Source organism: Actinoplanes hulinensis, assembly GCF_019429605.1.
In the GTDB taxonomy this organism is placed as follows: domain Bacteria; phylum Actinomycetota; class Actinomycetes; order Mycobacteriales; family Micromonosporaceae; genus Actinoplanes; species Actinoplanes campanulatus.
The window spans coordinates 31,315-45,903 of the sequence record NZ_JAHXZI010000004.1 but is presented as its reverse complement, the minus strand read 5'-3'; the positions used below and the strand labels follow the sequence as shown (position 1 = coordinate 45,903).

At 72.2% G+C, this 14,589-nt stretch carries 6 protein-coding genes; 5 read left to right on the top strand and 1 reads right to left on the bottom strand.

The features are described 5' to 3' along the window. Positions 1-73 precede the first annotated feature (73 nt). The 3 genes from KZ829_RS08735 (at position 74) to KZ829_RS44440 (ending at position 6,552) form a co-directional block, all read left to right on the top strand. The gene (locus KZ829_RS08735; protein WP_220143344.1) at positions 74-1,939 is read left to right on the top strand and encodes a hypothetical protein; all 1,866 of its coding nucleotides are present in this window, start codon (positions 74-76) and stop codon (positions 1,937-1,939) included. Beyond that, positions 1,888-3,726 carry an MmpA family trehalose lipid delivery protein gene (locus KZ829_RS08730; protein WP_504739911.1) on the top strand — a complete coding sequence of 613 codons (1,839 nt, stop codon included), beginning with the start codon at positions 1,888-1,890 and terminating at the stop codon, positions 3,724-3,726. Before KZ829_RS08735 ends, KZ829_RS08730 begins: the two co-directional genes overlap by 52 nt. 294 nt (positions 3,727-4,020) lie before the next feature. After that, positions 4,021-6,552 carry a DUF5005 domain-containing protein gene (locus KZ829_RS44440; protein ID WP_220143343.1) on the top strand — a complete coding sequence of 844 codons (2,532 nt, stop codon included), beginning with the start codon at positions 4,021-4,023 and terminating at the stop codon, positions 6,550-6,552. 40 nt (positions 6,553-6,592) lie between these two features. Here KZ829_RS44440 and KZ829_RS08720 read toward each other — a convergent pair whose 3' ends face one another. Then, positions 6,593-7,780, bottom strand: a complete 1,188-nt coding sequence (locus tag KZ829_RS08720) for a glycosyltransferase family 4 protein (RefSeq protein ID WP_220143342.1) — start codon at positions 7,778-7,780, stop codon at positions 6,593-6,595. Between KZ829_RS08720 and KZ829_RS08715 the strand changes: the two genes are divergently transcribed. After that, positions 7,779-9,623: a substrate-binding domain-containing protein gene (locus KZ829_RS08715; protein WP_246635315.1), complete on the top strand. Its 1,845-nt coding sequence runs from the start codon at positions 7,779-7,781 to the stop codon at positions 9,621-9,623. The genes KZ829_RS08720 and KZ829_RS08715 overlap by 2 nt on opposite strands. Further along, entirely contained in the window at positions 9,620-14,578 is a 4,959-nt protein-coding gene (locus tag KZ829_RS08710; protein ID WP_246635314.1) for an alpha-(1->3)-arabinofuranosyltransferase domain-containing protein, read from the top strand. Before KZ829_RS08715 ends, KZ829_RS08710 begins: the two co-directional genes overlap by 4 nt. Positions 14,579-14,589: the final 11 nt, after the last annotated feature.

The window sequence follows — 14,589 nt, the reverse complement described above, 5'->3', positions numbered from 1 at the left end:
GGCGCCCCGCGGGGCGCCGCCGATTTGTTCACCCGGCCTGTCCAAAGCGGTGGCGCTGTGGCAACCTGCTGTCGTGTCCTTGGCCCCGCCTCCTGAACGCAGTCCCGCGCCCGCACCGGCCGCCGGCCGGCCGGCCGCCGGCATCAGTCTCACCGTGGGGGTCGTCGCCGCCGCGCTCATCGTGGTGAGCGTCGCCGCCAGGGCCGCGATCGCCGGCCGGGGATACCTGGCGTTCGACGACTTCCCGCTGATCTCGATGGCGGAGAGGTTCGACCCGACTCCGGGCTATCTTTTCGCGCTCTTCAACAACCACCTCATGCCGGCCGGACAGCTTGTCACCTGGCTGACGCACCACGCCGGCGGCTTCGGCTACGGGCCGTACCTGGCGCTGATCGTCATCGGTCAGGCGGTGTTGAGCATCGCGTTCTACCGGCTGCTCGTCCTGATGCTGGAGCCCGGCTGGAGCCTGCTGGTTCCGCTGACGGTCTTCCTGTTCAGCCCGCTCACGCTGGAGGCCACCTCGTGGTGGGCGGTCGGGATCAACATGATCCCGATGCAGCTCGCCATGGTCCTGGCGGTCGGCGCCCAGGTGAAGTACATCCGGACCCGGCGACCTGTGCACCTGCTCACGCTGGGCCTGTCGGTGCTGCTGGGTCTGGCCTTCTTCGAGAAGGCGATCCTGTCGGTCGCCCTGGTCTTCCTGTTGACACTCTGCCTCTACACGCGGGGCGGCCCGTTCCGGTCGCTGTTCACCGCCGTGACCCGGTGGTGGCAGTCCTGGGCGGTGCTCACCTTCGTCTCGGCGACCTTCCTGCTGTTCTACCTGTCCCGGTCCACGTCCTCGCTGCGCAAGCCCGCCTCGGTCGACGAGGTGCTCACCTTCCTGACCCAGATGTTCGGGCACACCCTGCTGCCCGGCCTGGTCGGCGGTCCGTGGGCCTGGCTCGCCGCGGGTGACGGCGCCCCGATCACCGCGCCCTCGGTGATCGCCCGGTGGACCGGCGTGGGTGTGGTGCTCGCCTTCGTGGCCTTCACCGTGTGGCTGCGCGGCGCCGCGGCCGGGCGTGCCTGGCTGCTGGTGCTGCTCTACTCCGCCCTGGTCGCCGGGCTGCTCGGCTCGACCCGGCTCGGCTCGGTGTTCAGCGGCGTGGCCGGCGCGGTGCCGCGGTACATCGCGGACGTCGTCGTGGTCGCCGCGATCGCCGCCGGAGCCGCGCTCTGCGGCCTGCGGCGCGACCAGCCGGAGCCCGCCGCCCCCGCGCCGCGATGGACCGCGCTGAGCGGCAGCGCGCTGGCCCCCCGCCTGCTGATCGGTGGTCTGGCGGCGCTCGTGCTGAGCACCGCCTTCACCGCCGTGCGATTCGGCGACCAGTGGGCGATCAAACAGGGCCGCGACTATCTGGCCACCGCGCGGGCCGACCTGGCCGGCGCACCGGCCGGCACGGTGTTCATGGATCAGCCGGTGCCCGAGGGTGTGGTCGGCCCGCTGTCCGCGCCGTACAACAAGCAGTCCGAGTTCTTCGCGCCGCTCGCGGACGGCCCGATCTTCGTCACCCAGTCTCGCGACCTGTCTGTCCTCGACGAGGCCGGGCACGTGCGGCCGGCGTGGGTGACCGGCGTCGCCGCCGAACCCGGGCCTCAACCGGGCTGCGGGTACCGGGTCACCGGATCTCCGGTTCAGGTTCCGCTGGCCTCGGGCGTCATCGACTATTGGCACGTGGTCCGGATCGCCTACCTCAGCGACCGCAACACGTCGGCGACGCTGCGGCTCGGTGACGGTGAGGTCGTGCCCTTCGACGTGCATCAGGGGCTGAACGCGATGTTCCTGCTCGCCCACGGCGGCGGCGACTCGATCGAGCTGAAGGTCCTCGACCCCGCGGCCGGGGTGTGCACCGACGAGATCGTGGTCGGGAACGTCGTTCCGGCGCCGGCCGGATAGTGCGCCAGGGGTTCGTCCTCCACAGCGTCGCCGCCACGGTGACCGCCGTGGTGCTGGCTCCCCTCGCACTGCCGGGATACGTGCTGCGTTACGACATGACGTTCGTGCCCCGGCAGCCGATGACCTGGGAGATGCTGGCCCCGGCCGACGCGCTGCCACGGGCCGTGCCGCTGGACGCCGCGGTGTCGGCGGCGAGCCTCGTGATGCCGGGCTGGCTGTTGCAGCGGATCGCGCTGGTGGCGATCGTCTACCTGGCCGCACTCGGAGCCGCCCGGTTGCTGCCGAGCACCCGGCTGCTGCCCCGCGTGGTGGCGGCTCTGGCCTACGCGTGGACGCCGTACCTCGCCGAACGTCTCCTGCTGGGCCAGTGGGTGCTGCTCCTGGCGTACGCCTGCCTGCCCTGGTTGATCCTCGCGGCGGGTGAGATGCGGGCCGGCCGGCGCGGCGGCCTGCCCCGCCTGGTGGTCGCGGCCGCGCCCGCCGCGCTGACGCCGACCGGCGGCCTGATCGCGCTGGCGACCGTCGCCGTGCTGTTGCCGCTGCGGCGGCGGGTGACCGCCGTCGCCCTGGCCGCGGTGGCCGCCCTGAACATGCCCTGGCTGGTGGCTGCCCTGACGGCTCCGGCCGGTGGAACGTCCGATCCCGAGGGCGTGGCCCAGTTCGCCGCGCGGGCGGAGAACTGGGCCGGCGTCTGGACGGCGCTGGCCGGGACCGGCGGCATCTGGAACGCGCAGACCGTGCCGGCCAGCCGCGAGTCGGTGCTGGTCCCGTTGGTGACCGTGCTGCTGCTGGCGGTGGCCGTGCCGGGCCTGCGTGAGTTGCGCCGGCGCCGCCCGGACGGCACGGTACGGCTGTTCGTGCTGGCCGGCGCCGGGTTCCTGCTGGCGCTGGCCGGGGTGACCCCGGCAGCCGTGCTGCTGGAGTGGGCGGTCGTGCACGTGCCGGGCGGCGGGCTCCTGCGCGACGGGCAGAAGTTCCTCATCCCGTACGCCCTGGTCCTGGCTCTCGGTTTCGCGCTCGGCGCGGAGTTGTTCGCCGAGCGTGTGGCGCGCTGCTGGGATCCGGCCGTCGGCCGGACGCTGCTCGCCGCGGCCGCCCTGCTGCCGGTGGTGTTGCTGCCGGACCTCGCGTTCGGTGCGATGGGGCAGTTGCGGCCGGTGCGGTACCCGGCCGATTTCGGCGCGGTGGCGGCCCTGGTGCGGGAGCGGCCCGGCGAGGTGCTCTCGTTGCCGTTCGAGGGCTATCAGCGGTACGGCTGGGCCGGCGGCGTGGTGATCCGGGATCCGGCGCCCCGGTACCTGGACGTGCCGGTGCTGATGAACGACGCGCTGCGGGTCGGTCCGGTGACGGTCGAGGGGGAGAGCCCGCGGGCCGCCGCCGTGGGCGCGCTGTTGGCGCGGGGCCGTCCCGCGGCCGAGGCGGGAACCCGCTGGGTGCTGGTGGCCCGGAGCCATCGGGAGCCGGATGAGTCCGTCGTCTCGGGCCTGCGCCTGGTGTACGACGGCCGGTACCTCCAACTGTGGGAGAACCCGGCGGCTCCCGCGGTCCTGAAGGAGGCGGGCGCCGGCCGCCGGGCTGCCGTTCTGGCCGCCCATCTGCTGGCCGCGGCGGTCGTGGTCAGCGGCGTTCTTGCACTACTGCTACTGGGTAGTAGATCGTGGTACTGTCCGCGCACCCACCGAACCGGGGAGGAAAGATCATGGCCAAACTGGCCACGTTCATTGTTGCGACGTTTGCCGGGGGCATCCTCGGGGTCGTCGGAGTGTTCGCGGCGGTCAGCGCCCTGAATCCCTCCGCCGATCACGTCGCTAGCGTGAGCAGCACCGATCCGCAGCAGGGTGCGGCGGCCTACGGCTCCCGCTGAGCAAGGAAACACCGACAGCCGACCGGCGGGATCGCCGGTCGGCTGTCGTCGTTCAGGGATCGACAAAAATTGATCGATGTTACTCAGTGCGGTGCCGGGTGGCCACATCCGGACGGATTGATCTTGATGACCATCGTTCAATGGACATATTCAAATGAAGTGATCAACGATGGGGGCCTACACGGGAGGTTCCTTGTCGATCACATCCTTGTTGCGCGTGCCGATCACCTCGGCCGCCGCTTTGTCCGTCCTGACGACAGCGCTGGTCGCGACCGCGACGCCCGCCACGGCGGCCCTGCCGGCCGGCGGCATGTCGGCGGCGGCGCTCAACACCGAGTTCAACGCGTACGGCAACACCGGTGGCGAGTGGACCAGCGGTGACAGCACCGTGTCCGTGCCGCTGCCGGACGGCCGTAACGCCTGGTTCTTCTCGGACACCCTGGTCGGTCCGGTCAACCCCGGCGGCGGGCTTCCGGCGAACACTCCCATGATCAACAACTCGGTGGTGCTGCAGGACGGGGCGAAGCTCGTCGACACCCTGCACGGTGGCACCGCGGCGGCCCCGAAATCGCTGGTGCAGCCGCCCGCCGGTAGCGGCGACCGGTACTGGGTCGGCGACGGGACCGTCGAGGGCAGCACCCTCCGCGCCGTCTACCAGCGAATGAGCCCCACCGGCAGCGGCCCGCTCGACTTCGCGCTGGTCGACAGCGCGGTGGTCACCTTCGCACTGCCGGGGATGACGGTCACCAGCGTCACCGACCGCGGATACGGCAGCCGGGTCGCCTGGGGCTCCGCGATCGTCGAGGACGGCACCTACACCTACATCTACGGCGCCGAGGACGCCGAGCAGCTCCGGTTCGCCCACCTGGCCAGGGTCCGGTCCTCGCGTGGCCTCGCCACCGCGTGGCAGTTCTGGACCGGCAGCACGTGGAGCAACTCCGAGTCTGCCTCGGCGCGCCTGCTGTCCGGAGTGGGCGCCGGGTTCGGGGTCCAGAAGGTGGGCAGCACCTACGTCCTCGTCACCCAGGAGACGAACCAGACGTTCTCCTCCGACTTCGTCGCCTACACCGCGACGTCACCCACCGGTCCCTTCACCGGCCCGTCCCTCCTGTTCACCGCGCCGGAGCCGGTGGGCGTCCCGGGCGCCATGGTCTACGACTCCCGGCTGCACCCGGAACTGGCGCGCTCGGGCAAGCTCCTGGTCTCCTACAACGTCAACAATCTGGACGGCGGGTCGGTCTACACGGACGTCACCCGGTACCGGCCGCGCTTCGTGGAGGTCGGCTGGCCCCTGCCGGTGCCCGACCCGGCGCTGGTCCCCGCCGCGCCGACCGGCCTGACCGCCACCCCGGGCAGCGCCGGCGCCGTCCAGCTCGCCTGGCAGGCCCCGGCCGGGACCGGGCTCACGTACTCGATCTTCGAGCGGGACGTGACCGCCGGGCAGACGCACTTCACCCGGGTGGCGACCGGGGTGTCCACGACGTCGCGCACGGTCACCAACTTCTACCGCACCGGGCACCGCTACGAGTTCCGCGTCGCGGCCGTCAACGCCACCGGCGCCGGCCCTCAGTCGGCGACGGCCGCGGCCACGGTGACGATCCCGGCGCCCGCCGCCCCGTCCGGGCTGACCGCGGTCGCGTCGGACGGCGGATCGATCACGCTGAACTGGACCGGGGTCCCCAACGTCTGGCGCTACGAGGTGTTCCGGCGGGACCTGGACGCGGGCGAGACCCAGGCGACCCGCCTGTGGGATCCGAGCCCGCTCGACACGACCCTCACCGTGACCGGGCTGGGCAACGGGCACGAGTACGCCTTCCACGTGGTCGCCGTGCACGGTGGCGGGACCTCGGCTCCGTCGGCGACGGTCACGGAGACCGCGTTCTACAGCCGGCCTCTGCCGGTCACCGGGCTCTCGGCCGCCGCGCAGGCCGACGGCACCATCCGGCTGAACTGGTCGCACGTCGACGCGACCAGCTGGTTCTGGGTGTACCAGCGGGACGTGTCCGCGGGGGAGACCACCTTCACGAAGCTGGCCTGGCCGATCACCACCTGTTGCACGATGGTCGCCGGTGGCCTGGTCCACGACCACGAGTACGAGTACCAGGTCGCCGCCACGAGCAACGGCGGCGAGTCGGAAGTCCTGGAGACGGTGTCGGCGATCGCGAAGTACCCGCCGCCGCCCGCGCCGACGAATCTGAACGCCACCGCCCAGACCGACGGCACGATCAAGCTGACCTGGTCCTATCCGGACGCCGGCACCTGGTTCTACATCTACCAGCGGGACGTGACAACGGGCCAGACCGAGTACACCAAGCTGGCCTGGCCGGTCACCACCTGTTGCACGATGGTCGCCGGCGGGCTAGAGGAGGCTCACGAGTACGAGTTCGCGGTCAGCGCCCTGGGTGGCACCGGTGAGTCGGTCCTGTCGGCGCCGGACACCGCGATCGCCGATTTCCCGCCCCCGCCCGCGCCGACCGGCCTCCAGGTCGTCCCCGGCAACGGCCAGGTGTCGCTCACGTGGCAGGGGAGCGCGGACAACTGGCACTTCGTCGAGATCCGGAACGTGTCCGCGGGCCAGACCGGTTTCACCAGGACCAGCATCCCGGTCACCACCTGCTGCACGATGATCGTCGGTGATCTCACCAACGGCAGCGACTACCAGTTCCGGATGGTCGCGGCCGGCTACGGTGGCGACAGCCTTCCGAGCAACGTCGTGACGGCGCGGCCGGTGGCGCCGGCGGTTTCCTGACCGTATCCGGTCCGAGGCCGTGACCCGTCCGGTCGCGGCCTCAGGCCGGCTGGTCGGCCGGGACCTGGTGGCCGCGCTGGCCGCCGTTCAGCTGCCGCGCCACCACCTGGGAGAACCCCTGGCCGGCCTTCTCCCAGGTGAAGGCGCCGGCGTGCACGGCGGCGGCCAGGCCCATCCCGGTACGCCGGGAGGCGTCCAGCAGCAGCGCGCGGACCTGGAGGAAGAAGTCGTACTCGTTCTCCACGAGCACGCCGGTCTCGCCGTCGGCCATCGCGTCGGCGACGCCACCCGCGGAGCGGAACGCCACCGAGGGCGTGCCCCGGACGCCGGCCTCGACGATGGTCAGACCCCAGCCCTCCTTGAGCGAGGGCATCAGCAGCAGCCACGACTGGCAGAGCAACTGGTGCTTGTGCTCCTCGGTGACGAAGCCGGTGAACCGGACCCGGTCCTCGATCCCCAGGTCGGCGGTGAGCTGCCGCAGCGGCTCGTCCCACCAGCCCTGCCCGGCCACCACCAGCTCGACCGTGGGCAGCTCCAGGGCCAGCAGCGCGGTGGCCCGCAACGCGAACTCGACCCGCTTGTGCGGCACGAGACGGCCGAGCACCATCAGGCTCGGATGCGCGGTCCGCGGGTGCGCCGGCCCGGTCACCTCGGGTGTCCCGTTGTGCACCACCGAGATCCGGTGCCGGTCCACACCCAGCCCGACCAGTTCCTCACGGGTCGACTCGGAGACCGTCACGTACTGGCAGCGCCGGTAGACCCGGATCGCCAGAACCGACTCGATCCACCAGCCGATCCGGGCCAGCCGGGGGCCGAACACCACCGGCCACTGCTCCCGGTGCACGTGGTGGACCAGCACGATCACCGGTTTGCGGGCGTAGACACGGCTAAGGAACGGCATGCCGTTGCCGACGTCTATCAGCAGATCCGGCCGGCCGTGACGGCGCCTGGACAGAGGTCCGATGCCGAGAAAGCCGAACAGGTAGGTGAGAGCGGCCAGAAGGTACACAGTGTGGCGTCCACCTCGGCGGACTATCCGTATGCCGTCCGGGGTCGTCTCCTCCGCCGGTGCGGTCCCGTGTGCCTGGCAGAGCAGGGTCACGCGGTACCCGTGGCGCACCAGTTCCGTGGCCACCCGGTCGAGGTACAGCTCTGAGCCCCCGCCCTCGGGGTGCTTGGTGTCCCGCCAGTTGAGGAACAGGACGTGACCGCCGCGGGCATCCGTCATGGTCTACTCTGCCACCCCTACTAGCGAGTACGATTCGCGGTCGCGTCACAGTAGGTCAGCTCAGGCGCGTTCGCAACGGTTGCGTTACCTCGGAAGGAGCCGCGTGAGCGAAGGGAGTCTCCGCTCGCGACCGGAGTTCTGGCCGGTCACGGTGCTGAGTATCGCGCTTATCGCGGTTCTCGCCGGTTGGTCTGGATTTACGTATATCGATCGAACTCGTAGTGAACCGCCGTGCTCCGAACGGACCACGCTGCGGGTCGCCGCCGCGCCGAGCATCGCCTCGCCGGTGCGGGAGATCGCCTCCCGGCTGAGCGCCCGCGACGCCTGTCTCGATCTGGTGATCGAGGAGCGCGAGTCGGCGGAGGTGCTGCGCACGGTCGCGCGAATCGACTCGGATGTCGCGGCCTCCGATCCGGCGTCGGCGAGCCCGGCCGGAGCAACGTCGTCCGGCGCGAGTGCCGCCGCGGCCGCCGGGGCCGTGCCCACCGTGACCCAGGTCCCCGACGTGTGGCTGCCCGAGTCGACCCTCTGGCTGCGCCGCGCCCGCGCGGTCGGCGCGTTCGGGGTGCCGGCCGAGGGCGTCTCGGTGGCCACCACCCCCATCGTGCTCGCCCTCGACGAGGGCACCGCGGCCCGGCTCGCCGGCAAGCGGGGCCTGAGCTGGCAGCGCCTGATCGGCGCCGCGAAGCCGCCGGTCCCGGTCGCGCTGCCGGACCCGGCGACCAGTCCGCTCGGCTTCGGCGCACTGGTCGGCATCCGGGACATCGCCAAGGGGCACGCGCCGTCCACCGCGGGCATCATGCGGCGGCTCTCGCCGTACACCGTGTCCACCGCGGGCGAGGCCGCACCGGACCCGGTGGCCCCCGGCAAGGGCGAGACCGCCGTGATCACCAGTGAGCAGCAGGTGCTGTTCGCGGCCGACGGCGGGAAGAAGCAGGTCGCGATCTATCCGGGTAAGGCGGTGCCGAGCCCCGACTACCCGTACGCGGTGATCACCGCCGAGGAGGAGCCGCGCGAGTATGCCGCCGAGCTGCTGCGCGCGCTCCTCGCCGACAAGGGCGCCGAGGTGGTCGCCGGGCACGGGCTGCGCACGCCGTCCGGCGGGGTTCCGGCCGGCATCGTGACCGCCACGAAGGTGCGTACCGCCGCCTACGCGCCCGCCCCGCTGCCCTCCGAGAACGAGGCGGAGACGCTGCTCAACGCGTGGGGCGGGGTGCACATCAGCGCCCGCATGCTGGCCGTCTTCGACATCTCCGGCTCGATGGCCGCGCCGGCTCCCGGCGCCACCGAGTCCCGGATGGACGCCACGATCAAGGCCGCACAGGACGGCGTGAAGCTTCTGCTGCCCACCACCGAGCTGGGCGTCTGGGAGTACTCGACCGACCTGGTCGGCAAGCGCGACTACCGCGAGGTGGTCCCGGTCGGCCCGATCGGCCCGCGCCGCGACGAGATCATCCGCAAGGTCGGCCGGATGGAGGCGGAGCCCGACGGGAAGACCGGTCTCTACGACACGGCCCTTGCCGCGTACCGGGACGCCACGCGCAACTGGACGCCGGGCCGGATCAACATGGTGTTGATCCTGACCGATGGAACCGACGACAACGCCAGCGGTATCAAGCGCGCCGAACTCCTGCGTGAGCTGGGCGAACTCGTCGACCGCAAGCGTCCGTTGCCGATCCTCTTCATCGGCGTCGGCCCGGAGATCGACCCGGCCGAGCTCAACCAGATCGCCAGGGCCACCGGCGGTCAGGTCGCCCTGACCGAGAAACCTTCCGGAATTCGCCAGATCTTCTACACTGCGCTGGCCGAATTCAGCTGCCTGCCTCCGGAGTGCCGCCGATGACCTCTGCCCTCCGGGGGCGGACGACTGCTGTGAACACCACCGCACCGCCGAGTCCCAGCCGTCACATGCTCGCCGTCGGCGGTGCCGTGGTACTCGTCGTCCTGGCGTTCCTCCAGCGTCCCGGCCGCGTCACCTTCGACACCAAGCTCGACATGGCCGAGAACCCGATCGCCTTCATGGAACGGGCCCTGCACCTGTGGAACCCGTGGTCCGCCTCCGGCGAGCTGCAGCAGCAGGCGTACGGCTACCTGTTCCCGATGGGCCCGTTCTTCGCCGCCGGTGACCTGCTGGGCGTACCCCCGTGGATCACCCAGCGGGTCTGGTGCGCGCTGCTGTTGTGCGCCGCCTACTTCGGCACCCTGCTGCTGGCCCGCGCGTTGCGGATCGGCACCGACACCGGCCGCATCGTGGGCGCGCTCGCCTACGCTCTGGCGCCCCGGATGCTCACCGAGATCGGGCCGCTCTCCTCGGAGATGCTGCCGGTCGTCTTCCTGCCGTGGGTGATGCTGCCGCTCGTCGCCTGGCGCCGCATCGGCTCCGCCCGCCGGGCCGCCGCGCTCTCCGCGCTGGCCGTGCTCTTCATGGGCGGCATCAACGCGGCCGCGGTGGTCATGGCCCTGGTGCTGCCCGGACTGTGGCTGATCACCCGGCGCTGGGACCGGCAGCTCCTCGGGCTGATCCTCTGGTGGAGCGTCTGCGTCATCGGCACGACCCTGTGGTGGATCGTTCCGCTGCTGCTGTTCGGCGAGTACAGCCTGCCCTTCCTGGACTTCATCGAGTCGTCCGGAACCACCACCGCGGTCACCTCGCTCTTCCAGGCGGCACGCGGCACCAACCAGTGGGTCGGCTACATCGTCCAGGGCGACCCGTGGTGGCCGGCCGGCTGGGCTCTGGTCGACAACCCGGTGCTGATGGCCGCGAGCGCGCTGGTCGCCGCGCTCGGCCTGACCGGTCTCGCGATGCGCGGCCTGCCCGAGCGGCGCTTTCTGATCATCGGCGCGCTGACCGGCCTCACCCTGCTGACCGTGGGGTACGTCGGCACGCTCGACAGCCCGTTCGCCCCGATCGTCCGCGAGCTGCTGGACGGCCCGCTCGCCCCGTTGCGCAACGTGCACAAGTTCGAGCCGGTGCTGCGCCTGCCCATCGCGCTGGGCCTCGCGTACCTGGCCAGCAAGCCCTTCACCTGGCGGTGGCCGCGGCTGCGGGTGCCGGCGAGCCCGGTGATCGCGCTGCTGCTGGTGGTCGCGGCGGCCCCGGCCGGGATGGCGCTGCTGCGCCCGGGACCGGGCTGGACCGAGATGCCGTCCCACTGGCGGGCGGCGGCGTCCTGGCTCGCCGACCAGAACGCGCAGGCGCGCACCCTGGTCGTCCCGGGCTCCGGGTTCGCCCAGCACACCTGGGGCCGGACGGTCGACGAGCCGATGCAGGCCCTGGCCGGCGCGCCCTGGTCCACCCGCAACCAGATCCCGCTCAGCTCGGAGGGCAACATCCGGGTGATGGACGCGGTCGAGGCGGTGCTCGAACAGGGCCGCGGCTCACCCGCCCTGGCCGAGTTCCTGGCCCGCTCCGGCTACCAGTACCTGCTGGTCCGCCATGACCTGGACCGGGCCGCCTCCGGTGCGCCCCCGATCGCGGTGGTCCGCCAGGCGATCGCCGGCTCGCCCGGCCTGGACCTCGCCGCCGAATTCGGTCCGCGGGTGAGCGCCGGCGGTCCGGAGCCGAGTCCGGTCGACGCGAACGTGTCGGTCCCGTCGATCGAGATCTACCAGGTCTCCCGTACCGTCGCGCAGATCTCCGCCACCCGGCTGACCGACGTGCCGGTGGTCAGCGGTGGCCCGGAATCCCTGCTGGGCGCCCTGGAACAGCGGCTGATCAACGGCGAGCAGCCGGCCGTGCTGGCCGGCGAGGCGGGCGGTGACCTGGGCCTGGCCGAGGGAGAGTCGGCGGCACGGCCGATCGTCACCGACGGTCTGCGCCGCCGTGAGCTCAACATCGGCCGGGTCCGCGACAATGTCAGCCAGACCCTGACCCGGTCGGAGAAGACCAGGCAGGGCCGGGTGCGCACCGACCTGATCCCGTTCGACGGCAAGGGCCACCAGACCGTCGCCGAGTACCAGGGCATCCGCTCGGTCGAGGCGTCCAGCAGCATCGGCTTCGCCGACTCGGTCGGCTCCAGCGACCCGTCCGGAATGCCGTTCGCGGCCCTGGACGGCGACCCGTCGACGGCCTGGCGGTCCGATCCGCTCCAGCCCGGCGCCGGGCAGTGGATCGACGTCGAACTGGGCACCGCCAAACGGGTCACCGCGGTGACCGTCGACTTCTCCAGCGACCTGCGGATCGCCGCCCCGGTGGTGATGGTCCGCCTCACCACCGACCAGGGGATCGTGGACCGGCTGGTGCCGGAGACTCCCGGACCGCACAAGCTCTCCACCCTGCCCGGGCTCACCGCCGGCGTCCGCGTCACCGTGCTCGCCCTGCGGAGCGGTTACCAGGGTGCGGTCGCCCTGCGCGAGCTGGGCATCCCCGGCCTGGACGCGGAGCGGGGCCTGCGCACCCCCCGCGATCAGAAGACCGCCGTGGTGCCGTCCTACGCGTTCGAACGTGACGCGCAGCAGCGTGGCGTCTGCTTCCCGGCCTCGACGGCGGGCGCCGGCGTCCGGTGCGACCAGTTCCTCGCCCGGCAGGGCGAGGAGCCGCTCGGCCTGGACCGGTACTTCACCACCCCGGTGGACGCCACCTACGACCTGCGGTTCACCGCCCAGGCCCGGCCCGGCGCCACGGTCCCGTTGCGGCTGCCGGTCACGGCCTCCGCCTCGACGGTGCTCGGGGGCGACGTGGCGGCGGGCGCCCACGCGGCCGTCGACGGCGACCCGGCCACCGCCTGGCTGGCCGAGCCGACCGACGAGGACCCGGTGTTCACCCTGAGCTGGACCGGCAACCGCCGGATCGACCGGGTCCGGCTGACCGTGCCCGAGGCGCCGGCCGCGGCCCGCCCCACCCGGGTCTCCGTCCGGGCGGCCGGCAAGGACGTGATCGCCGAGGTCGGGACCGACGGATGGGTGCGGTTCCCGGCGGTCACCACCGACCGCCTGGAGATCGTGCTCGGCGAGACCCAGACGGTGATCGCCGATCCCCGTGGGCAGGGCTGGCGGGCTCCGCCCGGGATCGCCGAGATCGAGGTTCCCGGCCTGAGCGGGCGATTCACCGCGGCGGCCGACAGCACCCCGCTGGCCGCCGCGTGCGGCGCCGGGCCGCGGGTCGAGATCGGCGGCGTCAGTTATCCCACCTCGGTCTCCGGCACGCTCGGCGACGTCCGGGCCGGCCGCGCCCTCCCGGTGACCGTCTGCGACGACTTCGCGGTGGAGTCGGTGCGGCTCCCGGCCGGCGACCAGCATCTGCGTACGGTCCCGTCGGCGGCGTTCGTGATCGACACGGCCACGATCGTTCCGGACGGCGCCGCGGACCGGGCCCCGGCGGTGACCCGCAGGGCCGTCACCGTCGACTCGTGGGAGGCGACCGAGCGGACCGTCACGGTCGCCGCCGGTGAGGCGGCGCTGCTGGTGGTGCCCGAGAACCACAACGCCGGCTGGGCCGCCACCCTGGACGGTCAGGAGCTGCGCCCGGTGCGTGCCGACGGCTGGCAGCAGGCGTTCGTCCTGCCGGCCGGCGAAGGCGGCACGGTGATCTTGCGGTTCACCCCGGACGAGCCGTACCGTACGGGGCTCGCGGCCGGTGCCGGATGCATCCTGCTGGTCGTGATCCTGGCGTTGCTGCCGGTACGGCGCCGTGCCGTGCCGGCCGTCCGCCCGCTCGCGCGGGGGTTCGCCGCCGTTCCCGGTGGGGCCGGCTGGATGATTCTTCCGGTGATCGCGCTGGCGGTCGTCCTCGGCGTCGCGGGCGTGGCGTTCCTGCTGGTCGCGCTGATCGTGCGGCAGGTGCGGCCGGGCTACCTGCCCTGGCTGGCCTTCGGGTCCGCCGCGACGGGCGTCGGGATCGCGGTCGGCGGCAGGCTGCTGGGACACGGGCAGGAGTGGGCGTACGGCGCCGCGGTGCAGCTGGCGATGCTGGCCGCCGTGTGCGCGGTCGCCGCGGCAGCGGTTCCGTCCTCGGGGCGGCCGGAGAAGGAGATCTCAGTGGACGATCAGCCGATCGTCACCCACCGCGCCACCCTTGGCCGGTCGGTCCGGCTGTTCCGGACGTTCCTGGTCGAGCAGTCCGACCCGGACCGGTTCTACTCGCTGCTGGCCGAGGACTCGGTGGGCCAGCTCGGCTCCTACGCCGACCTGAACGGCGCCACGGTGCTGGACGTCGGCGGCGGCCCCGGCTACTTCAACGCCGAGTTCGAGCGGGCCGGGGCGGCGTACTTCGGCCTCGACCCGGCGGTCGGTGACTTCGCGGCGGCCGGCGCCAAGGTGAGCGGGATGGTCCGTGGCAGCGGCACCGCCCTGCCGATCCGTACCGGCTCCCTGGACGTCTGCTACTCGTCGAACGTGCTGGAGCACGTCAGCGACCCGGAGGCGATGCTCGACGAGATGGTCCGGGTGACCCGGCCGGGCGGCACCGTCTTCGTGTCCTTCACGCCGTGGTGGTCTCCGCACGGCGGTCACGAGACCGGACCGTTCCGGCACTGGTTCGGCGGCGACCGGGCCCGGCGCCGCTACCTGCGGGTTCACGGGCACGAGCCGAAGAACCGGTTCATGGAGACGCTTTTCCCGGTCAGCGCCGCACGGATGATGCGCTGGACCCGGGCCGCCCGCCGTGCCGGAGACGTCACGGTGGTCGATGTGATCCCGAGGTATCACCCCTGGTGGGCCCAGTGGGTCGCCTCGGTGCCGGTGCTGCGGGAGTTCCTCACATGGAATTTCACCGTCGTGCTGCGGCGCGAGGGTGGGTCCGTTTCAACAGTCGCTCAGGAAGATGTGGCGGGGGTCTCGCTTCCTGATGTGACTCTCTAGTAACCTCCTGC

Excerpts from the sequence above, each read along its gene's own strand:
- KZ829_RS08715 (WP_246635315.1), top strand. The coding sequence starts at position 7,779 with ATGGTCTACTCTGCCACCCCTACTAGCGAGTACGATTCGCGGTCGCGT.
- KZ829_RS08720 (WP_220143342.1), bottom strand. The coding sequence starts at position 7,780 with ATGACGGATGCCCGCGGCGGTCACGTCCTGTTCCTCAACTGGCGGGAC.
- KZ829_RS08710 (WP_246635314.1), top strand. The coding sequence starts at position 9,620 with ATGACCTCTGCCCTCCGGGGGCGGACGACTGCTGTGAACACCACCGCA.